This window comes from Neobacillus ginsengisoli, from assembly GCF_030813055.1.
In genome coordinates, this window is record NZ_JAUSTW010000009.1 from 120,381 (window position 1) to 143,331 (window position 22,951).

The window sequence follows — 22,951 nt, forward strand, 5'->3', positions numbered from 1 at the left end:
ATTAATAAAATAAATAGGGTACTATATTTTTATACACGCAGTCTAATTTAAAAGTAAAGGTGAATGTGATGAACGACCGGAAACAGCATGTTATAGGTATGGCCCATCAATTATTTATCGAAAAAGGTTTTCAAGCTACGTCCATCCAGGATATTTTGGAATATAGTGGAATTTCGAAAGGAACTTTTTATAATTATTTTTCTTCAAAAAACGAATTATTAAAAGCCATATTTAAAACAATTTTCAAGAAAATGGATAAGGAGCGGGATGAATTACTAATTGGAAAGGATAAATCAGATATCGAGATTTTTATCAAACAAATGGAATTGCAAATGAAGTCGAACAAAAAAAATAACTTATTTACCCTTTTCGAAGAAGTATTGTTTTCGAATGATGAGGATCTGAAAGAATTCATTAAACGCGGTCATTTGATGATGCTTCACTGGTTATATAACCGGTTTATCGACATTTTCGGGGAAAGTAAAAAACCCTATTTACTGGATTGTGCCATTATGTTTATGGGAATTTTACATCAGAACCTTCATTTCAAATTAATGGCGAATGGTTCAGGTGCAAAAATTCACAAGGTAGTCCGTTATAGTGTTGATCGGATTGTAAAAATCGTAGACGAGGTAGCGGAAAGCGGGGATCAATTGATAGAACAGGAGTTTTTAGAAACATGGCTGCCGGATTGCGAAAAAAACAACAAAGGGTTTCAAAAGAAATTATTTCACACCGTTCTATCGTTGAAAAAGACGCTAACCAATGACGAGGAACAAATAAAATATATTGAGCTGCTTGACTTTATTTCTGAAGAGCTGCAGAACTCAAGAACACCAAGGAAATTTCTAATTAACAGCGCTCTTTTTTCTTTAAAAGCCAATCAAGCAGACCTTTGGAAAAAAGAACTTCAATTATTGGAAGAGATAATTTCTTCCTATTTTAATCAATTAGAGGAAACAAGCGCCTAATCCATTTATTACGGATTAGGATTTTATATGCCCATCGAAAAAAGTGAGGAAATGAATCCGCACTTCAATTGGCTCAATGACAACTATTAAATGCCCGTATCCATTGCCTGATGATCATTAACATTAACAGCTTTAAGGTCGAGGCTCTTAGTCAATCGATCTTTTTGTCCTGCCTTCAATGCCGCAGCATGTTTTTGAGTGATTGTCCCGGGATTGATCATTGGTTATTTCAATTAGCATGATAGTGGATTCGCTTTCTTCTATCATCCTCCAATTAAGACTGTTAACGAATTTTCACAGTTCCTCCAACATATTAAATCACCGGGGAAAATCCCCCAAGTGATTTAACGAATTAATACACTAATCAATGACATGAACAATGCAGATGTTATCATGGCGATGCTTCCCATTGCTCCCTCTAGTTCCCCCCACTCAAATGCCCGATTTGCTCCGATAGCTTGGGCAGAGGTTCCTAATGCGAGACCTTTTGCAATCCCGCTTTTGATCCGAATGAATTTAAAAAGAAATGGTCCGGTGAGAAGAGAAAAAATAGCGGATATGAAAACAAACATGACTGTTAGAGATGGTATTCCTCCCATAGACTGTGAAATGCTCAAGGCAATAGGTGCGGTAACGGATTTAGGTATAAGAGTATACATCATTTCTTGATTCAAATGCAGCACCTTATTTAACAGCACCACTGCTGCGACTCCCGCTAACGTACCTGGAATTACTGCCCAAACAATGAGTAAGAAATATTTTTTAATTACTTTTATCTGTTTGTATAGGGGAACAGCTAATGAAACAGTTGCTGTTCCCAAAAGCAGCGAGAAAATTCCCGTTCCTGAGGAATATCGGGCAAAGTCTAAATGAAAGAGAAGAAGTAGACAGATAATGAAAACTGTAACAGAATACAAAGGATTTAGCCATGCCTTATTAAATCTCTGAAACACCCTTAATCCAATTACATAACTCAAAAAAGTAATTACTGTACATAAAAGCACATTAGTTATTAATGTCTCCATTTTGTTTCCTCCTTGTTCTTTTCGTTTCGAAATACTCTGCACTATAAGCTGTCACAAAAAGTACAAACAAACTGCTCGTTACCAAAATAATCGCTAGTTTTAATCCTTCAATCCGAAAAATTCCTGCATAATGCCAAACACCTACTGCAAAAGGGATAAAGAGAAGCGTAATATGTTTGATATGCAACTGAGCTACCTTTTCCACCCACTTTAATTTACATACCCCCGACACTAAGGCAATAAAAAGTAAAGCCATACCGACGATGCTCCCGGGGATAGGTAGTTTTAACCATGTCACGATTTGATTCCCAATAAGATAAACAAAGAGGATTGTGAGGAATTGAGCAATAATCCGAACCAATCGGCTCCACCTCCGTTTTTTAAATTACCCTCGTTTACTCTCTAATACAAGAAAACAAATATACATCGACATTCTTTAAAGTAAGTATGGCATAACAGTAAATGATTTTCTCTAAACTTGTAAGGATATCTAACTTGAATGTTCAAAGAATAATAAATCATCGTCAGATCATCATACTTGTTTAGACATCCCAGGGAGCACTGACAAGAAGTTAGTAATATAGTTTACACTTGTACACTTAGGAATCGAATTCGAATTATTGTTAGAAATAAAAAAATTCTCCTCCGCAGGATTGGCGGAGGAGATAGTAACCACACTTATTCGTTTTTTAAAAAAGTACTGGGCATAACCACCGCAACAACCTCACCGCGGGCACAAAGCACATCATTGGCAAATACCTCAGTCTCCACTTTAAACTTTTTTGGATGAATTTCTGTCACGGTTCCGATTGCCTTTAATGCCACACCGTGTGGGGTTGGTTTAACAAATTCCACTTTTAAGGAAGCGGTTACAAAACGAGGCGACTCGGCTCCGTCACCTACTTCATGGCCATTTTTTCGATGAAGCGCCAGAGAAGCGGACCCTGTACCGTGACAATCAATCAATGAAGCAATGATGCCACCGTAAACAAATCCCGGGAGTGCCATATGTTTTTGTTCAGGTGAAAAAATCGTTAGTGTCTGCTCACCGTGCCATCCGGTACGAAAATGATGTCCTTCTTCATTTAAACGGCCGCAGCCATAGCACCAGGCAAAATCGTCCGGATACTCATCTTGAATTGCTTTATGTACTATTTCTTCCATTGTCTCTCCTCCTTTTCTGAATAGTATAACATATTGGCTTAAAAGTTCTAATAATAAATGATTATACTTAATTATAAGTAAAAATTAGGAGGAGATTTTACTTGGATAAAACGGTTGAAAAACGTCTCACCTGATACGGTGACAGGCACCGTATATGGACATTCCACCAAAATGTCCGCCTGTAGTGGACATTTAGTTTAAAACCTAAAAAAGACCTTCCGTAATTTCAGGAAGGTCTTTTTTGTATTCTTATTTATATTCTAAATCTTTACTCATCGTTTCCTTTTACAGGTTGTCCTGTTTTCTCGTCGAGGAATAGTTTTTTATTCCGAGGACCCTTGTTAAAGTCAAACATGTTTTCGATGCTACCTGCTTTGGCATCAAGTGAAGTACCGCCGATACGGCCTAAGTTCCAGTTATCTTCAACAAATTTAAGGATAGATGATTGATCCGTTAATGTGTGATCAACGAAATTACTTTTCGCATATGGTGAAACAACTAATAGTGGTAATCTTGGCCCATATCCAGCTTTACCTGATTCAACCGATTGTCCGTTGTTTGGTCCAAATACATGATCATACCAGCCATCAGAATCATCATAAGCAATTACAACGGCAGTATCCTTCCACTCAGGTGTCTTTTGTAAGTGATTTATTGTATTAACGATAAATTGCTGTTCATCTAATGGATCTGAATAACCAGCGTGACCATCTTGGTACATAGGTGCTTTCAAGTAGCTGACACTTGGCATATTTCCTCCGTCAACAGCTGTCCAAAAATCCTTCATATCATATTGATGATTTGCTTGATCTGTTTTCCCAATCATGTCAGCAGAACTTGGAGCTACATGATCTTTGTTTGCAGTTGATTTATAATATTCGAATGGCTGGTGATGCGGGCTATAATCAGTTACTGATGAGCCGCCAATATTGGTGTGCTTCGCTGTTGGATCAGCAAAGCCGCCTTGGAACCAGCCCCATGTAAGTCCTTTTCCATTTAGCAAATCACCGACATTTTTATTTGTGTCATTCATTGCAACCGTCGCACCAGTTGAAGCTTTATCAAAATAAGGATTTGGGTCGCCTGTTACAGTACCATTTTCAAACTCATTTAAAACGTTGCCAGATTCAACCTTGCCATTTTTATCATATAATGTTGCCCCATGAGTTTCACCAGAAATCAGGTTTAACGCACCTGGTGTTGATGGCCCATAAGTAGTTCCAAAAGAGTTATCACTCATGGCAAAGTTTTGAGCATAATTCCATAAAGCTGTTACGGTGTTTCCATCATAATAATCCATAACGATTCCAGGATTAGCACCTTTTCCAGTAGTCTCGACTGCCTTGTCCATTTTTCCACCATCAGTAGCTGCGATTTCATCATGATAAGCGTGGTCCATATCAGCTGTCATAGCTTGTGAACGATCTAAACGTACAGGGTTGGCTGCGTTTGGATTATTTGTTATTAAATTGCTATTAGAAATACCTGGCTGTGTTCCATTATAATCTTTTGGAGTTAAGAGATTATTAACTTCAGGCGTATTTCCCTTTGGCATAAACTGAGGTTCCCCTTTAATGTTCAGCGCATATGGATATGTACCAAAGTAATGATCGAATGAAACATTTTCCCCGAAAATCACAACGACATGTTTAATCGGTGTTTTAGTTTCCACCTTTGCATTCTTAACCTGTACATTTGCTTGTGCTTTTACCTGTGCATTTGCCTGTGCATTAACTTGTCCGTTAACCACCGGAGCAGCAGATAACAAAGTACCCAAAGCAGCAACACTTAGAACATTAAAAATTTTACTAAGCTTCTTTGCATTCATAAATACGCCTCCTATTAATCTATTACATTTGTACTTTACCGAACTAATGTAAAGCCAGTATTAATCCAGTGTTAAGTATTGTTAAGATTAGAGATTAATAATTTTTTTTTAAAAGCATAAAAATTATTACCTGACATTAACTTTAGGAGGTAAACATGTCAAAACCACTTCATTCTTCTGTAAAACCGTCCCTTATAGTCCGAAGCCTGCAGCCTGAAAATCAAGAAACACCCATTCAATTTATAAATGGTGACACCATCGACCCTAATTTGTTTTATCGAAGAAACCACTTTTCTTATCCACTTCTTACTTCTTCTAATTATTGGCTTCCTATTAATGGATCGGTTGAAATACCAAGATTGTTTTCTATGCAAGAGATCCTCAACATACCTTCAAAAATGATCAAACTTGTTCTGGAATGCTCAGGTGATAAACGCGGTCTATTTGAGCCTAAAGTGTTTGGTGAACAATGGCAAAAAGGCGCGATTAGTCAGGGGTACTGGAAAGGAGTCCCGCTGAGGGCGCTCCTCGAATTAACCGGTATAAAAAAGGGTGCCAAAGAAGTTGTGGTGGAAGGGTTTGATTATGGGAAAAGAACGGACTCTGATCAGGTCTATTCTTTTTCAAGAAGCTTACCATTAGATAAGGCCCTGCATCCCGATACAATCATTGCCTACGAATACAATAACCAACCTATTCCTTTAAAGCACGGTTTTCCGCTAAGATTAATAGTTCCACAGTGGTATGCCATGGCTTCAGTAAAATGGATTAAGCAAATTAGAGTAATAGAGTCGGAGTTTCAAGGTCCTTTTCAAGTAATTGATTATGTTTATTATCCAAATAGGGAAAATAACATAGATACACTCCCTGTCACAACCATAAACGTGAATTCTACAATCCAAAAACCACTGGATAGGGAAGTGCTTACTACCGGTTTCCATTTCATTAACGGAATTGCTTGGACGGGAAATGGAGTTATTATAAAGGTTGAAGTCAGTACGGATGGTGGAAAAAGCTGGTCTGATGCAAAAATAACGAATCAGAAGAAAGGCAATTATGAATGGATATCATGGACCTTTGAATGGCCTGCTTTAGAAAAGGGTGAATACACCATTATGACCAAAGCAACAGATTCTTTCAATCGAACTCAGCCGGCTAGTCCCTTTTGGAATCGAAAAGGATATGGCTATAATTCAGTTGATAAAATTAAGATAAAAATTGAATAACGAAAAGCCCTGCAGCCGACTTCCAAAAGGTCGGCTGCAGGGCTTTTTTTAAAATACTCAATTTTTTATTCCATCATACGTTTATCGAGTTGCTCAAGCACAAATGGCCATGCATATTCATGCCCGTTCTTCGACTCTTCATCGGGAAATCCTGCATGTGTAAGACGAAGATAGGAACCATTACCAAGCGGTTCCAGTTCAACTGTAACTACTGTTTCAGCTCCCTTTGTACCCCCCTCCCCAGTAACCCACGTCAATTCGACAAGTCGATCCTCTTCGAGCCGAAGAAATCTACCGTAATGAGGGTGACGCTGTGCCTCACTTTGTTCCTCGAATTTGTATATCGTTTCAAAGAAAAATGGTGTATTGATTTCACCTTTCATTAACACTGATCCCGGCGCGGCAAACCAGCGATCAATTTGCTGTGTCCACGCTCTGAAAAGAACATTGGGGGATAATTCCATCTGTCTTTCCACCGTTAGAGAAAACGGTCTTGAGGAAAGATCAGGAACAGTAATAGGTTGTGTCATCTGAATTTCAATCCCTTCTATTGCATGAATGAAGTGAAAATTTATTAAACCCAATTATCAGTTTCACTATTCCAATTATTTGATCCATCATTTTGTTGATAATCTTGATCATCATAGTCAAAATCCTGATTGTTATCTCTGTTGTCATTATCCCAAGCTGATTGTTGGTCATTTTCCGGATGTCCAACCTCCTCTTGCAGTTGAGCAATTTCATGCTCCTGGAGTATATTTTGGTCCATAAGCTCCTGCATGATTTCTTGATCTTCTAAATGCTGCCAAGCATTATATTGATTAAATCCGATTCTACCTTGTTCAAACAAATACGTAAGCAAAGCCCCGGCAGCTATACCTCCGGCAAATGATCCAAATTTGCCCAATCCCCCATTGCCTCCAGATGACCCATAATATTCGGGTTGTTCATAATAGCCTCTTCGCCGATCCATTCTTTGCGGACGATTTCGTTGTGTAAGAGGGCGGATTATTAAAAAATGGACTAATAAAATGATAATCACAATACTAATTAACAACATTATTTTTCCCTCCTTTATTCTTTATTTTACTTTACTAATGGAATTTCCTTTTCAAATGGTAAATTCAACAGCCATCCAGCTCCATTAATAAAAATAAAAGACTTCCCTCTAATAATAAGGCTTAACAATCCTCTGTTCAAAATGGAATGGTTCCTTGTCCTTTTACATATCGTTTTTCTTGATGGTTTTTTAACAGTATAAAGACTAAATTTCAATATAACATTTATGTTTTAAGTGCTTCCTGCTATACTAATTTTAATACTAGATAGAAAAAGAGGAATTCACTTGAAATTGCATCTTGAGTCCAAAGATATAGACTTTCATCAATTGGTTGAAAATTCCCTGAATTCAATTTGGATTGTTGGACAAGAGGGTAAAATATTATACTACAATAAGGCTTGTTTGGATTTGTTTCATTTAAAAACTTCAAAAGATATAATATCAAAAGGGATTTGGCTTTTTCTTCACCCTGATTTCCATGATAAAAGTAGAGAACGCCTAAGAAGGATCCTTGAAAATCAGGAAGTATTAAAAACAGCAGAATTAAAAATGCTTAAGAGCAATGGGGAAGAAATAGATGTTGAAGTCATGTCAGTACCCTTTTTTATAAAAGACAAAGTTTTCGCCCAGGTTACGATGCAAAACATTACACACCGTAAAGCTGCAGAAAAGCTTTTGAATAATAGAGAAAAACTAGCATCACTTGGTCAAATCGCTGCAGGTATTGCACATGAAGTTAAAAATCCCCTTACATCGGTAAAAGGATTTTTACAGTTAATAAAGGAATCCCAATCGCACCCCTATTTAGATATCATGGAAAATGAATTAATGAAGGCATTAGCAGCCTTACAGAATTTATTACAGGTATCCAAGCCTGATTTACACGATGAACCATTGGTTTCCATCGATTTATGTAATGAGTTAGCTTCTCTCATCTATTTATTCCAAGACAGACTTTATAAAGTAGATGTAGAACTGGATTTAAGAGATTCTGAAAAGAAGATCGTTGGAAAGCGAAACTTATTTCAAAAAGCTTTTTTCAATCTTTTAAAGAATTCACTTGAGGCAATTGAGGACAAAGGAAAAATTAGAATTGAACATTATTATAAAAATGATTGGATTCATATAAAAGTGACTGATTCCGGAATTGGTATTCCAAAAGAAAAATTAAAAATGTTAGGCACACCATTTTTTACCAGCAAAACCGATGGAACCGGCCTTGGACTGACACAGGTCTTTACTACGGTTCATGAACATCAAGGTAATATTTTTATTCAGAGTGAAGTCGGAAAAGGAACAACCATTCATGTTCAACTCCCTTTAAAAGAAAAAAGCTAATTAAGCAAAACTATTGCTGTTCCGTTTTGTATTTTAATAGTTGAATGACTATCGGTCAAAACGAAAGAAAAATATCTTTAATTAATTCGATACTTCTTGAAGGGAGTATCTTTTTCTTATCTAACCGGTTTGCTTTTCAAAATTCCAAAAGAAAAAAAGAACCATTTAGGTCCCGTATTAACCTTCTACCAAAAGTATTAATGTTACATGTGATTAATAATATAACTATAGGGCATCCATAAAAGATTAAATGCCTGTTTTTCAAGATGTAAAAATACTTCAATGTATTTATTTATTGGTCCGGTACGTTGATGTTCCGATAATAATCTGTTATATTCATTTAACAGCTCGTCCAGTTCTTGGCTGCAATATATTGTTTCTTCATTTATTAATCCTTTTTCAATTCCTAATTTTATCATTTCTTCTCTTTTTTCATTTATTTTCTCTTTTAATCTGTCTAGTCTCATAGCAAACATACACCCCGTAAAAAACTAGTAATTGTTTTATTGATAATCAGCTGATTCTATTAGTCATGAACAGAATTATAGCATTTTTTGACTGATATTAAATGACTTCGATAAAACAAGTTAAAAATAGACAAATGTAGACGGGATTTGAATTTTTTCGACAATTTTACTTTCCCTTTTATCCTCTTATTACTAGTTGGAAATACCTTTTTTCCTTAGCACCTAAAAAAACCGTCAGGACTGTTATATCCTAACGGTTTTTGAGTGTTGTCTCATCGATATTTTACTTTGACATTTTTCGCTTTGTGAAAAAATCTACTAAACCTGTGTCGTGGCAGGCAGCAACACTTCAACCAAGCGATCCATCCCCAGTTTTATCATATCAGGTGTGGAATGGCTAAAGTTTAATCGGAAGGTGTTGTTTTTAGGCCGGTCAACGTAGAAAGGTGCTCCCGGAACAAACGCAACACCATTATCAACTGCCTTACTGAGTAAATTGGTTGTGTTTAGCTGTTCACAACCTTCTACCCACATAAACATTCCGCCCTTCGGTTCTTTCCATGTGAATAAATCAGAACCTAATTTACTTAAATAATCCCTCATGATCGTCATTCGATAGTAATACTCACTTCTTAATAGATTTATATGACTAGTAAGGTTAAAGTCCCGTAACAAGTAATAAAGTGCTTGCTGGTCTATAGAGCTGGAATGTAAATCATTCATTTGCTTTGCTTGGGCCATCATCCGGATCACTTCAATTGGACCCGTTACCCATCCGGTCCTTAAAGCAGGAACTACTGATTTTGAAAAAGTGCTTGTATATAAAACATGACTCTGATAAGTATCAAAAGCTGCTACAGGATGATATTCTTCATCCTGATGAAATTGAATATCACCATATGGATCGTCTTCAAGCACAAGGACGTTATATTCATAACATAGGTTGAGTAAATTTTGACGACGTTCATTGTTCCAGACCTTCCCATCAGGATTAGAAAAAGTAGGAATGATATAAACAAATTTGGGCCGTAAAATCTCCATTTTTGCTTTAAGGTCTTCCGGTTCCATACCATGATCGTCACTTTTAACAGCTACTACATGTGCCCCATAAGATCGAAAAACCTGTAAGGCTGATAAGTAAGTGGGATCTTCTGTTAGAACAACGTCTCCCTCGGAAAGCATAATTCTAGCAAACAAGTCGATTACTTGTTGCGAACCGGTTGTAATAAGGATGTTATCAGGATTGGATGATATCCCTTTAGGTTCCATTTTCGTTTGGATTGCATCTCTAAGTGGCTTGAATCCTTCTGTTAAGCCATATTGCAAGGAGGAATTTCCCGATGCGAATACTTTTTCATAAGCGATTTTCACTTGCTCCAACGGAAAGATATCTTCGGCAGGTAATCCTCCGGCAAATGAAATCACATGTCCTTGTTGAGTTACTTTAAGTATGTCTCTTACTGCAGAAGATTGATAGGTTTTAGTTTGTGGCGCAAATGAATAATTCATAGAAGTCCCTTCCTTTTTTAAATAAATCATTTTCGTGATAAATCAATATGATATGTTATATTGTCATTAATAGTATAATATAGAATATCATTTTGCAATTATTTTTACTAAATATTCAGAAAAAATATTTACTTTGTGGCGGATAGTTTGCCTTCTAACCTGGATGTCGATTAATATGCTATAATGTATTTAAAATATTATATAACATACAAACAAAGGGAGAAAGTAAATGGATAAAGACTTTTTGTCGGCTCAAATAGGCCAGCGGTTACGCTATAACCGGCAGCAGCGCAATTTGACTTTAGATGAACTGGCTGAATTAACAGGTGTCAGTAAACCAATGTTGGGACAAATTGAGCGGGGCATCTCTAATCCTACAGTTTCGATTCTTTGGAAAATTGCTGCAGGTCTTCAGGTTCCCTTCGCTTCCTTTTTAACCGCGAATCCCTCAGTTAAAATAATTCGCGAGGATGAACAGCCTTTTTTCAAAGAGGATGATGATTTATTTGAAGTCTATAATACATTTGCTTCTCCTGGCGTTCCTTTTGAAAGCTATCGCGTTCGTTTGTTACCCGGATGCAAACATCTATCTGAACCAACCGGAATCGGAACACTTAAATCAATCACCGTTCATTCAGGAGTTTTCTCGATTAGGATTGGCGAAGATGATCATTATTCTTTAAATATAGGAGACTGTGTCTCTTTTTCTTCAGATGTGTATCATATTTATGAAAATACCTCTAATGATGTATGTGAAATTAACTTGGTCATTTACTATTCCACTCCAACTATTCAACTTTAAGGAAAGGGTGTTTTTCTTGGAAAATAAAATAGAAACGGTTTATATACTCGAAAACCCCGAAAAGAAAATAATTAAATTTGCAACAGGCACCCAATTGGCGTATGAAAATATCATAAAAGATGTGTTTGGGGTTGCTTGTGTCAAGGATCTACAATTGATGATTCAATTTAACAAGAGTTTTCAAGATAGCATTTGTCACAAACATGGAATAAGAGAAAACAAGATTACTATTGATAAAATTCTTCGTATTGCTTCAAAACAGGAAATACTTTTATTAAAGAATCAATTAATTGAAAATAATGATAAACCCTTAGAAAAGGACTTTTCCGTCCCACGGCCGTTTGAGCGCTTTATTAAACTTCAAGAAGGTATTTTTAAATGGGATGAGAAGAATTCTTCCTATAATTCCGTGAATCTCGGTGCATAATTTTATTTGAAATCTAATTAGTAAAATATAAAAAATCCTCAATTGAGGATTTTTTATCATGTTATTTCCTATCTTTTTATCGAAAGAAATGCCAATTTCCTCTATCTGCCGGAAAAAGCTTTAACTCTTTGACCTTGTCAGGGTGGTTAGTGATAATTTCAGTAAAGATTTCCCGTGTTGACTTATTTTTCGTGTCAACTCCTAACTTTTGAGCTGCGTTAAGAATCGTTTTCTGCCGTACTTCATGGGAGATTTGACGAAGATCCTTTCCCTTCGTACTAATTCCTAATTGTTTTGCCTGCTGATTATTACGGGCTTCAAACACTTCATGGGCCAAATCTTTAAGTTCTTTTCCTTCGGTTGAAATTCCTAGTTCTTTGGCATCTTTCTTAATTTGTTTATCTCGTATTTCGCTGAACAACGCCTTCGTATCCTTGTCTGTAGTATTAATTCCTAATTCTTTTGCTTTATTCTTTATCCACGTGTCACGTAATTCATTTCTTAATGTGGCAGTATCTTTTCCTTTGGTTTCAATCCCAAGTGCTTCAGCCTTCTTCTTGATCATCGCTTCCCTAACTTCTTTTGCCAATGTCTGAGTATTTTTACCCTCCGTTTGGATTCCTAGCATTTGTGCTTGTTTTTTGATAAACTCCGGATTGTCCCAAAGATGACCTTTATGGGCATTATCATGACTTGCTGTATGTGTTTCGATATTTCCTTCATTTACGGCAAAAGCTTGCGTGGATCCAATCAAACCAAACAAAAATGCTGCTGAAAAAATGTAAGTTATAAACATCCTCTTCTTCATGTAACTTCCTCCTTCATTTGTTGGTTTTACAGAAGATAGGATGCCCAGAAATTATTACCAATTTATGAATAAATTATTAAATTAATTAACAAGAAGGCATTAAAATATTTCATTCCAGTAAGCTGAATTCATTTGATTTAGATCCCACACAGCAGAACCAGCTAGGTGTAATTGAGGAATCAAGTCCAAATATAAGTTAAATGATTTAGCTGTGGGAAGCCAGATTTTATATTGTACGTTCTGTGCAGTATATGAAATAAAATACTCCCCCAACGTTGAATCCCAAGAAAAGTTCCGATGATTTTGAGCTACTAATTTCTCAACATATTGAAGAGGTTCGGCTGGATTCTTTACAACATGGTCCTGATGATTTTGTTCCCAAATTCTTGTATAGGCGGGAAGTCCCAGTATTAATTTTTCAGCAGGAATCCCGGTTTGAAGATATTCTTGTAAATTTTCTTTTAACCATGATAAAGAGGTAATAGGCCCTGGAATTGGATCGGTTGACCAGTGTTGATCATATCCCATAAAAATAATATAGTTGCAATACCTCCCGAGGAGTTCATGATCAAATGGCGTGCCTTTATTATTACTTCCAATTGTTTCGGGGGGGAGATCAATAGAAAGAATAACTGAGGACTTATTTAATCCGTCCGATAAAGTTTTTACAAATTGGGAAAAGGCATTTCGATCCTCACTACTTACATTTTCAATATCTACATTTACTCCATCCCAATGATTGGATTTTGCACTTTGAATAATCTTAACAATCACCTCTTGGATTTTTTTAGAGTTAGTTAAAAATGTATGAACATTTGTATATGTATCTCTACCGATGATTACTCTTGTCCAGATTCTTTTTCCTTGCTGGCGAATAGTGTTGGTTAAGGATGGGGCCGATATTACTTGCAGATTAAATTGATTATCAATAGCGGCTAATTCCGGAGAAACCACCTTTAAATTATGATAATCAGCTAAATGTTGAATGTTAATGCTGTTGCCGGAAATCCACCCTATGTCAAGTGGAGATTTTTGGGAAGAAGTATTATTTGCTATCTGATTACTATTGAATCTTGATGATGCTTGATTTTGCTTTGAAGCCGTAAATAATTCATTGAAATGAACAGAAGCAGTCCCTGCTCCAAAAAACATGATAATGATGCTGGGAATAATCATGACAATAAGGACGAGAAAAACAAATAGAACCCAGATTGATTTTTTAAACCGAAGTTTGGTAGCTGACCCAAAACCATGATTAGAGGTGTCTTTCATGATTAATACCTCCATTTTGATATTTCTTTTCTATTCATATGTAAAATCATTGGGACAAGAACCAAAACTAGTATTGTTATATTTTTTTAATATACGTAAATATATAAAAGCTAACGTTCTAAAACGTCAGCTTTTTGGACAAATTCACCACTCTCGGGATTTACAAATTACGGATGGTGCCTGGCACCCTGATTATCTTACGCTTTTTTTTAAGATGGGCTGAATAACTCTTGGCATTGTATTGTTCTTTTTCTTATAGGCGTGCCAGTAGGCCATGGCTATAAACACAGTTCCGCCAACCGCATTTCCTAAAAAAACCGGGATAAAATTATGGATATATTCCATCCAGGTAAAATGGCCTGCAAAAATCGAAGCAGGGATGACAAACATATTAGCCACTACGTGTTGAAAACCGATTGCAACAAATGTCATTGTTGGAAACCAAATACCTGCAATTTTCCCCATCATATCTTCTGCCCCATAAGACAGCCAAACTGCCGACGCAACTAACCAATTGCAGCCAATTCCGGAAAGAAAGGCTTGGAGGAATGATGCCTCCAGTTTATGCTGGGCGATACTAATGGTCTTGGCCAAGTAAGGTGCCGTTTCTGTAAGGCCAATAACATGACCGAAAAAGTAGGCAATAAAAACTGCTCCGGCAAAGTTACTAACGGTAACAAGGAACCAATTATAGAAAACCTTCCTAGTGCTTATCTTGTTTGCCATCCTAGCGATTGGCACAGCCATCATATTCCCTGTCAAAAGCTCACCGCCTGCAAGTAAGGTAAGAATAAGACCAACAGGAAAAACAGATGCTCCAATCAAACTGCTTAACCCTTCTAGATTTACAGATAATGTAGCTGTTACACGGATGAAAAGTAAATAACCCAAGGCAATAAATGCACCTGCTTCAAACCCTAATATAAGAGTTTCCATAAAAGGGTACTTCGTTTTTTTAATTCCGTTTTCCACTGTGATCTCCATTATTTTTTCGGGTTTACTGTAAGCCATAAGAGCACTCCTTTATAGTGACATTCTTGTAAATAAATTGTGAATCATTGAACATACTTTGATTTTATCGTATTTCTCCCTATTTACTTGTGAAAAGTTTTCAACTTTTTTTATAGCGCTTTCAATTATCCATATCTATCTTTTCGTAAACCTTCACCTATTGCAAAAAAACAACTATCTTTTAGAAAAGAGCCACAAAAAAGAGCCTACTCTTTTTTTAAAGTAGGCCGGTCTATTTCACTTGCAAATATAGATTTGTAATAGGCAATTCCGTTAGAAAAACGTTAATCTCTATCTAAAAGAGCGGCACCTGCAATCCCCGGTTCTGTCATGTCGTAAACATTTAAGATTAGATCTAATTCTTCTTCTGTGAGCACATCATAATAATTCACGAACAGATTTTAGTTGTGTTTTATCAGATCATTTGCTTAGCTCGTTAAACCATTTTTTTAAATTTCCAGTAAACTCAGAACAGAAAAAGGCTGCCGAGTGATACTCAACAGCCTTTTGTAGGTATAAAAAACTAGTAAGACCTTTTATTTCGATTGCGCAAGAATGTTGGGATATCCAATGAATCTTCTGACTCCTGCATTTGTCGCCCATTTTCACGCACCGATGGTTCTGCCTCCTTCAATTGGCGGCTATTTTCATATACCGATGCTTCTGGCTCCTGCCATTGGCGACTATTTTCATATACCGATGGTTCTGGCTCCTGCCATTGACGGCTATTTTCATACCTAGGTTCTTCACGTATTATCTGTTCACGTCTAGGCCGTACTTGGGACCGGGTTTTTGACATTACTTCCTTGGAAGAATTGGAAGCCTGGGTTAAGAAAGGATCCTCTTTATCAACAAAACCAGTCGCAATAACCGTGATCATAATTTCATCTTTAAGACTTTCGTTAATAATCGAACCAAAAATCATGTTTAATTCCTGATCTGTAGCAGCACCAACAATATCTGCCGCCTCTTGAACCTCATACAAACTCAAATTGCTGCCGCCGGTGATGTTCATAAGGACACCTTGAGCTCCATCAATGGAAGTCTCAAGCAACGGACTTGAAATCGCTTTTCTTGCAGCTTCAGCAGCACGGCCCTCACCTTTTGCTACTCCAATACCCATTAACGCTGTTCCTTTGTTGGACATAATCGTTTTTACGTCAGCAAAATCAAGATTGATTAATCCAGGAACCGCAATTAAATCCGAAATTCCTTGAACACCTTGCCGCAGGACGTTATCCGCTTCACGGAAAGCTTGAAGCATTGGGGTTTTTTTATCGACAATCTGTAATAATCGATCATTTGGGATAATAATTAATGTATCCACCGCCTGCCTCATCATATCGATACCGTTTGCTGCATTTGCTGCTCGCTTACGTCCTTCAAATCCGAACGGACGGGTGACGACACCAATCGTCAGCGCGCCCAGCTCGTGGGAAATTTGGGCAATTGCAGGAGCTGCTCCTGTACCTGTGCCGCCGCCCATTCCGGCTGTTACGAAGACCATGTCTGCTCCTTTTAGTGCCTCTTGGAGCTGGGCTTTGCTCTCTTCCACTGCTTTTCTGCCCACTTCCGGGTTTGCACCTGCACCCAAACCTCTTGTTAAGGTTGTTCCAATTTGCATTTTAATTTCTGCTTTTGATAGTTTAAGAGCTTGAGCATCTGTATTAACGGCAATAAATTCGACGCCTTGAATACCATCCTCAATCATTCGGTTAACAGCGTTATTTCCCCCACCGCCGACACCGATTACCTTAATTCTAGCTATTTGATCTATATTCATGTCAAAATCCCACATTCAATGGTCCACCTGCCTATGTTATCGATTACATATTTCATTTTTACTATTTAATATTTTAGCAAAATAATCTGGTTTTTTATATAGTACTCTTGTCACTCCTATACAATTGGAATAGATTCACTATTTAACTCTATTATTTAATCATAATATACCTAGGGCTGCTTTTCCATCCTAATCCCAAAAATGTTGCGAGATTACAAAAAAACATGACCTTTTCGTCATGTTTTAGTCTTTTATGTCTTTTATTTGTACATCAAGCTAAGTATGCCTCTTGGACCTGTTCGTTTGTCATTAAATCTTTTCCATACCCTTTAGAACAATTTCACCTGTTTGAATTACAAATCCCTAATTGGAGCTCTCTTTTTTACAGTATAATTACCGGTAAAAAATGTTACAAAACAAAAAACCGTTCTAGAAGCAACACGGGAACGGTTTTTTCAAAATGATATTCTCTTGTAAATTTTATTCTAGTAAAGGTCTACGTTCATATTTTCCACTGAATCTGTTAAAGAATCAGATGTAGAATTTTTGAAACTCGTAATTTGCTCATATTCTCCCGGCTGAAGAACACTTTTGTCACCTTTCATTAAGAACGTATAGGCGGCAATCGAGATAAACAAACCAAACGTCCATGCATTATCCCACAGGAAGTGAAGTCCCGGAATGAATAGACCAAGTACAGGAATGGCCACGCCGATGATTAGCGCATAGACGCCGTTTTTATTAAAGCCGCTCAAATAACTATATCGGCCATTCGGATCATATAGTTCATTAAGCGCCATTTGTCGCCGGCGAACAAGCCAATAATCCGCAATCGCAATTCCATCGATTGGTCCAAGTAATGCGCCATATGTTCCCAACCAGCCAAAAATATAATTTCCAAAGTTCTCCATAATATACCATGGCTGCATTAAGATCGCAAATAAACCGGTAATAAGGGCGCCAAGACCAAATGTAATCCGTTTTGGATTTAAATTCTCGATTGCACGGGCAGGAGCTACGATATTTGCTCCAACGTTAATCGTTAAAGAAGCAATGACAATGACAAGTGTTCCCAAGAAGATAACAAATGGCGGAAATTTAGCCAGCAATTGCACGGGATCCCAAAGAGCTGAACCAAAAATGACCACAGTTGCAGATGTGACGGCGATTCCGATAAAAGAGAAGATACTCATGGTAATCGGCAGTGAAAAGCTTTGTGCGATCATCTGTGATTTTTGACTCTTAGCATAACGGCAAAAGTCAGGAATATTTAAAGCAAGTGTAGCCCAGAATGCTATAACACCTGTAAGCGCCGGAAAAAACACTTTAAAGAATTCACCTGCAGTATTGAATTTAGATGGGGTCGATAAAATTGGTCCCCAACCGCCGGAATGTGTAAATGCCCAAATGAGTAGAATAATAGCAGAGATCCCAACTACAGGGGTAGCAATTAAACCGAGTACTTTAATTGCTTGAGGGCCTTTATAGGCAACGACTACATTTAAAGCCCAAAACACTGCAAATACAATCGCCGTATGGCCAGTTAAATTTGCCCAAGCAGAGAAAGAAGCTGATAGTAGCGTATCGATAGCAGTCGTTCCGATCCACGTATTAATCCCGAACCAACCGGCAGCTACAATTGCACGAGCTAACGCAGGAATGTGAGCCCCTTTAGAGCCAAACCAAAGTCGGGCAAAAACCGGATAGGGAATTCCGAATTTGGTACCTGCATGTGAATTTAATAGAATAGGGATAAGGACAATGACATTTCCGAGAAATATTGTTCCAATTGCTTGCCACCAGTTCATTCCTAAAGAAATCATCCCGCTAGCCATTGTATAGGCAGGAATACATAAACACATGCCGATCCATAATGTAGCAAAGTTTAAACCTTTCCATGAGTGTTCTGAGAGTGTTGTGGGCCGTAAATCATCATTCCACATTTCACTATTACTCAATCCATTTGCCACTTCCGGTGTCAGGGTTACAATCCCATTTTGCTCAATTTGCGTTTTCAACAAAAATTCCCCCTTGTTTCGTTTTTAATGGAGCTTTTCAAGCGAAACTTTGCGGCAGTTTACGATCATGAATATTTCTTGATTCTTCCCCTTCTTCCATATCCCGTATCGTCAACCAATTTCTGATTTACAATTATTCAGTTATGGAGTAAACAGTCATTATACCAATTCGTGAGAATATTGCGAAAATTTCAGCTGCTTTTTCTGGCATTGCCCATAGCATCACCATCCTATTGCTTTTTTCCTTCATCCAAAGAGTTTTGCGATTCCAAAGTCCTTGTACAAAAATTACCTGTTGGCTGCAAAACAAACAACCTACCTTCCTATCTTATATTATATCTCACCTAAAAATGCTGTCATTGGACAAAAAGTAAAATCATTCCTACTGAATGTTATATGTTTTGTAAGATTGTAAGAAAAGCGGAAGCGCCCGTTTAGCGCACGACAGGACTGGAGCGCTTCGACTGAGATAAAGGAAACACGAATCGCGTTTTTGGCGATTCGATGTTGACTTATCATAGGGAGAAGAGCGAAATACACTAGTCGCTGGGCGCTGGAGCCGGACAATTCTCAAAGTCAAAATTTATGCTTCTTATCTAAAAAAAAACAATACAGCAGAAGCTGTATTGTCAGTTTACCAAATATAAACACAAAATTATTTACGTTTTTTCTGTTGTTTAGACATTCTTCCGATTAAGAATGCACCTGCTGCCAAGCCAATCATCGTGTTAGTTTTTTTGTTAAAAACTTGTTTGGCAACAAGATTTAAGTTTTGCGGTCTTTCTGCAAGACGTCTCATGAAATAACCATACCAGTCATTTCCGAAAGGCACATAGGTACAAAAATTGTAGCCTTCATTGGCAAGTTTGAGTTGAAGGTCTTTACGGAAACCGTAAAGCATTTGAAACTCAAATTTATCCTTAGGAATATCATTCTTTTTAACAAAATCTTTCACATGATTAATGATTCGATGATCATGTGTAGCAATCGATGTGAATTTTCCGTTTAATAAGTGCCATTCGATTAGCTTAATAAAGTTTTTATCGATATCTTTCTTATCTTGGTAGGCATATTGTTCCGGTTCTTTATAAGCACCTTTTACGATACGAAGACGATAATTTTTATATTTTTCAAGGTTTTCTCCTGCCTCAAAGAAATAAGCCTGAATAACGGTTCCTACATTATTGTATTCCATCGATAGCTCGTCCAAAAGATCAAAAGATGGCTTTAGATGACCGTAGTCCTCCATGTCAAAATTGACAAATATATCATAGGTATTGGCTTTATCAACGATTTCTCTTAAGTTTTCCAAGCAAAAGTAGTAATCAATATCCAACCCCAATTGGGTAGGCTTTAATGAGATATGTGCATCTACATTATTCTTATGAATGGCTTCAATAACTTCAAGAATTTGTTCTTTTGCTGCGGTCGCCTCTTCTTTTTTAAAGACGAATTCTCCTAAATTATCAACGGTACAAGAGATTCCATGGGCGTTAAGTTCTTTAATGCTTTTAATTGCTTCTTCAATATTTGTTCCCGCAACAACACTTTGCGCTCCCATTTTCAGCCCATATTTTTTTGCTGTACTATTAAGAAATTGGTTTTGAGATAACCCCATAAAAAAGTCTTTCAACATAGCGGATGCTCCTTATTGTTGTTTTTTCATCATCATTATTCATTATAGCATACGCTTTCATTATATATTATTTTGTGAAATTTCTAATTTTGTACGTTTCTCATTTTCCGTAGTTTGCTGAATGTTGCCGGAAAGTATACAAAAAAAAGGTCAGTTCCTTTACAAAATAAAGGTAGCTGATCTTTTTAAGTTATCTTGTTATATCTTTATTTTTCCACAGACATTTTTGCTTTTGCCTCTAAGCGGCGACGATGTAAAATAGGCTCAGTATAGCCGTTTGGCTGTACGTAGCCTTCGAAAACCAAGTCACATGCGGCCTGAAATGCGACGGACTGATTATAATCGGTCGCCATGGGACGATAGGCTGAATCCCCTGCATTTTGCTGATCTACAACTTTTGCCATTCTCTTTAATGTATCGAGCACTTGATCTTTCGTACAAATTCCATGGTGCATCCAGTTGGCAATATGCTGGCTTGAAATCCTAAGTGTGGCACGGTCTTCCATAAGCCCAACATTATTAATATCCGGTACCTTAGAGCAGCCGATACCTTGATCTACCCAGCGGACAACATACCCAAGAATTCCTTGTGCATTGTTATCAAGCTCTTGCTGAATTTCCTCAGGAGTCCAAGTAGGATTTTCTGCTACCGGAATATTTAAAATGTCATCTTTTAAATCATGGATGTCTTTTGCCAGGATTTCCTGCACTCTTTTGACATTCAGTTGATGATAGTGAAGAACATGTAAAGCTGCAGCCGTTGGTGAAGGTACCCAAGCGGTTGTACCACCAGCTTTAACGTGACCAATTTTTTGCTTCAGCATTTCGTCCATTAAATCCGGCATAGCCCACATTCCTTTGCCGATTTGTGCACGGTTTTGAAAACCGGCTGCCAGGCCAACAAAAACATTTGATTTTTCATAGCTTTGAAGCCAAGTTGAAAATTTCATGGTATTTTTCCGAATCATCGGCCCTATTTCCATAGATGTATGGATTTCGTCGCCGGTTCGATCCAAGAAACCTGTATTTATGAAAACGATTCTTTGCTTTACTTCGCGGATACAAGCTTTCAAGTTTAGAGATGTACGGCGCTCTTCGTCCATAACTCCGATTTTTAGTGTATACCGTTCAAGTTCAAGCATATCTTCAACACGGTTAAATGTTTCGTTAGCAAACGCGGCTTCCTTTGATCCATGCATTTTCGGCTTTACGATATAGATTGAGCCTTTAGCAGAGTTTTGGTATTTTCCAGTGCCTAAAAGAGAATGCTTACCAATTAAACTGATAAGAACCGTATCCATAATCCCCTCAGGTACTTCGTTTCCATCCGGATCAAGGATAGCATTACTCATCATTAAATGGCCGACGACACGGGCAAACATGAGTGACCGCCCTTCTAAGGAAATATCCTCACCGGTTGGGGAAGTGTAAAAACGATCAGGATTAAGAGTCCTGGTCACAGTATTATTGTTCTTACTAAAATTGGCAGTTAAATTTCCTTTCATTAAACCCAGCCAATTGCGGTAAACAAGAACCTTGTCATCAGCATCTACAGCTGCGACGGAATCTTCACAATCCATAATGGTCGTTAAAGCAGCTTCTAAAAGAATGTCTTTTACGCCCGCCTGATCTGTTTTACCAATCGGATGACTGCGGTCCACTTCGATTTCAAAATAGAGATCGTTATTTTTCAACAGGATGGCTGTTGGGTTTTCAGGATTTCCATTATACCCTGCCAGCTTAGAATCGTCCTGAAGGCCTGCTGTTGTTCCATCGCTAAGTAAAACTGCTAATTTCCCTTCTACAATTGAATATTTGACAGCATTTTTATGGGAAATTTGTTTTAACGGTGCCGCTAGATCCAAAAATTCTTTTGCAAAGGTAATGACTTTTTCCCCTCGAATCGGATTATAGCTCCCTGCACGCTGAGCTCCATCCTCTTCACTGATGGCATCTGTCCCATATAATGCATCATATAAGCTTCCCCAGCGGGCATTGGCGGCATTTAGAGCATATCTTGCATTATCAACAGGTACGACTAACTGCGGCCCTGCCTTTAATGCAACTTCATCATCCACATTTTCAGTAGAAATTTGAAAATCCTCTGCTTCAGGTTCTAAATAACCAATCTCCTGTAAAAATAATTTATAGTTTTCAAACCGAAAGTCTCTATTTTCCCGTTTCCATACGTTGATTTTATCTTGGATTTCATCCCTTTGTGCTAATAATTGCTTATTTTTCGGTGTTAGCTCACTGAAAAGAGTTTCTAATTCAGACCAGAACTTCTCACGGTCCAGTCCGGTTCCGGGCAGGGCTTCGTCATTAATAAATTGATAGAGTACATCTGCTACATTAAGATTACCTATTTTTACATAATTTGCCATCGTTACCTTTCCCCCTTATGTATCAATTATTTCTAAGAAATGACAGCGTTATCTTTATTATACAATACTAGAAAAGCTGGCTGTAAAAATTTTCTTAAAGAATTTTTGTTTTTATCCTTGATAGTCTGTTTCACAGGTGATTATATTCACAAAAATTTGTATTATACAAACAAAATTTTGTATGATACTAATGTATTCGAGAAGCATTTACTAAAACGTAGC

The 22,951-nt window shown here is 37.3% G+C and carries 20 protein-coding genes; 5 read left to right on the forward strand and 15 right to left on the reverse strand.

Annotation, left to right across the window (positions count from 1 at the left end):
- Positions 1-68: 68 nt before the first annotated feature.
- Positions 69-971 (forward strand): TetR/AcrR family transcriptional regulator, encoded by a 903-nt coding sequence (locus J2S10_RS22740; protein ID WP_307412641.1) that lies wholly within the window; start codon positions 69-71, stop codon positions 969-971.
- Between the two features lie 344 nt (positions 972-1,315).
- On the opposite strand, the gene J2S10_RS22745 is transcribed toward J2S10_RS22740, so the two are convergent.
- The 4 genes from J2S10_RS22745 to J2S10_RS22760 all read right to left on the reverse strand — a co-directional run bounded on the left by J2S10_RS22745 (position 1,316) and on the right by J2S10_RS22760 (position 4,988).
- On the reverse strand, positions 1,316-1,996 hold the full coding sequence (locus J2S10_RS22745) for an LrgB family protein (RefSeq protein WP_307412642.1): 681 nt from the start codon (positions 1,994-1,996) through the stop codon (positions 1,316-1,318).
- Entirely contained in the window at positions 1,977-2,357 is a 381-nt protein-coding gene (locus tag J2S10_RS22750) for a CidA/LrgA family protein (protein ID WP_307412644.1), read from the reverse strand. The genes J2S10_RS22745 and J2S10_RS22750 overlap by 20 nt, the downstream gene beginning before the upstream one ends.
- A gap of 317 nt (positions 2,358-2,674) precedes the next feature.
- Positions 2,675-3,160 (reverse strand): PaaI family thioesterase, encoded by a 486-nt coding sequence (locus J2S10_RS22755; protein WP_307412646.1) that lies wholly within the window; start codon positions 3,158-3,160, stop codon positions 2,675-2,677.
- A gap of 268 nt (positions 3,161-3,428) precedes the next feature.
- Positions 3,429-4,988: a phospholipase C gene (locus tag J2S10_RS22760; RefSeq protein ID WP_307412648.1), complete on the reverse strand. Its 1,560-nt coding sequence runs from the start codon at positions 4,986-4,988 to the stop codon at positions 3,429-3,431.
- A gap of 155 nt (positions 4,989-5,143) precedes the next feature.
- On the opposite strand from J2S10_RS22760, the gene J2S10_RS22765 reads away from it, so the two are divergent.
- Positions 5,144-6,214, forward strand: a complete 1,071-nt coding sequence (locus tag J2S10_RS22765) for a sulfite oxidase (RefSeq protein WP_307412649.1) — start codon at positions 5,144-5,146, stop codon at positions 6,212-6,214.
- Between the two features lie 65 nt (positions 6,215-6,279).
- On the opposite strand, the gene J2S10_RS22770 is transcribed toward J2S10_RS22765, so the two are convergent.
- A complete protein-coding gene (locus J2S10_RS22770; protein WP_307412652.1) occupies positions 6,280-6,744 on the reverse strand; it encodes an SRPBCC family protein in 465 nt (154 codons plus the stop codon).
- A 44-nt stretch (positions 6,745-6,788) separates the two neighbouring features.
- Positions 6,789-7,274: a hypothetical protein gene (locus tag J2S10_RS22775; RefSeq protein ID WP_307412654.1), complete on the reverse strand. Its 486-nt coding sequence runs from the start codon at positions 7,272-7,274 to the stop codon at positions 6,789-6,791.
- A gap of 285 nt (positions 7,275-7,559) precedes the next feature.
- On the opposite strand from J2S10_RS22775, the gene J2S10_RS22780 reads away from it, so the two are divergent.
- The gene (locus tag J2S10_RS22780; RefSeq protein ID WP_307412655.1) at positions 7,560-8,612 is read left to right on the forward strand and encodes a two-component system sensor histidine kinase NtrB; all 1,053 of its coding nucleotides are present in this window, start codon (positions 7,560-7,562) and stop codon (positions 8,610-8,612) included.
- A 203-nt stretch (positions 8,613-8,815) separates the two neighbouring features.
- On the opposite strand, the gene J2S10_RS22785 is transcribed toward J2S10_RS22780, so the two are convergent.
- Together J2S10_RS22785 and J2S10_RS22790 are read right to left on the reverse strand one after the other, a co-directional pair.
- Positions 8,816-9,079 (reverse strand): aspartyl-phosphate phosphatase Spo0E family protein, encoded by a 264-nt coding sequence (locus J2S10_RS22785; protein ID WP_307412657.1) that lies wholly within the window; start codon positions 9,077-9,079, stop codon positions 8,816-8,818.
- Between the two features lie 318 nt (positions 9,080-9,397).
- Positions 9,398-10,588 carry an aminotransferase-like domain-containing protein gene (locus tag J2S10_RS22790; protein ID WP_307412659.1) on the reverse strand — a complete coding sequence of 397 codons (1,191 nt, stop codon included), beginning with the start codon at positions 10,586-10,588 and terminating at the stop codon, positions 9,398-9,400.
- Between the two features lie 229 nt (positions 10,589-10,817).
- Between J2S10_RS22790 and J2S10_RS22795 the strand changes: the two genes are divergently transcribed.
- Together J2S10_RS22795 and J2S10_RS22800 are read left to right on the forward strand one after the other, a co-directional pair.
- Complete coding sequence (locus tag J2S10_RS22795; protein WP_307412661.1) at positions 10,818-11,390, forward strand: helix-turn-helix domain-containing protein; 573 nt, start codon at positions 10,818-10,820, stop codon at positions 11,388-11,390.
- A 7-nt stretch (positions 11,391-11,397) separates the two neighbouring features.
- Entirely contained in the window at positions 11,398-11,817 is a 420-nt protein-coding gene (locus tag J2S10_RS22800) for a hypothetical protein (RefSeq protein ID WP_307412663.1), read from the forward strand.
- 76 nt (positions 11,818-11,893) lie between these two features.
- Here J2S10_RS22800 and J2S10_RS22805 read toward each other — a convergent pair whose 3' ends face one another.
- From J2S10_RS22805 to J2S10_RS22835, 7 genes are all read right to left on the reverse strand, one after another.
- A complete protein-coding gene (locus tag J2S10_RS22805; protein ID WP_307412665.1) occupies positions 11,894-12,625 on the reverse strand; it encodes a hypothetical protein in 732 nt (243 codons plus the stop codon).
- A gap of 99 nt (positions 12,626-12,724) precedes the next feature.
- Positions 12,725-13,897 carry a glycosyl hydrolase family 18 protein gene (locus J2S10_RS22810; protein ID WP_307412667.1) on the reverse strand — a complete coding sequence of 391 codons (1,173 nt, stop codon included), beginning with the start codon at positions 13,895-13,897 and terminating at the stop codon, positions 12,725-12,727.
- A gap of 192 nt (positions 13,898-14,089) precedes the next feature.
- Positions 14,090-14,908, reverse strand: coding sequence for a formate/nitrite transporter family protein (locus J2S10_RS22815; RefSeq protein ID WP_307412669.1), 819 nt, complete (start codon positions 14,906-14,908; stop codon positions 14,090-14,092).
- Positions 14,909-15,431: 523 nt separating this feature from the next.
- Entirely contained in the window at positions 15,432-16,706 is a 1,275-nt protein-coding gene (gene ftsZ / locus J2S10_RS22820) for a cell division protein FtsZ (protein ID WP_307412670.1), read from the reverse strand.
- Positions 16,707-17,176: 470 nt separating this feature from the next.
- Positions 17,177-18,709 (reverse strand): NCS1 family nucleobase:cation symporter-1, encoded by a 1,533-nt coding sequence (locus J2S10_RS22825; protein WP_307412672.1) that lies wholly within the window; start codon positions 18,707-18,709, stop codon positions 17,177-17,179.
- A 655-nt stretch (positions 18,710-19,364) separates the two neighbouring features.
- Positions 19,365-20,345: a proline dehydrogenase family protein gene (locus tag J2S10_RS22830; protein ID WP_307412674.1), complete on the reverse strand. Its 981-nt coding sequence runs from the start codon at positions 20,343-20,345 to the stop codon at positions 19,365-19,367.
- Positions 20,346-20,551: 206 nt separating this feature from the next.
- Entirely contained in the window at positions 20,552-22,729 is a 2,178-nt protein-coding gene (locus tag J2S10_RS22835) for a malate synthase G (RefSeq protein ID WP_307412676.1), read from the reverse strand.
- Positions 22,730-22,951: the final 222 nt, after the last annotated feature.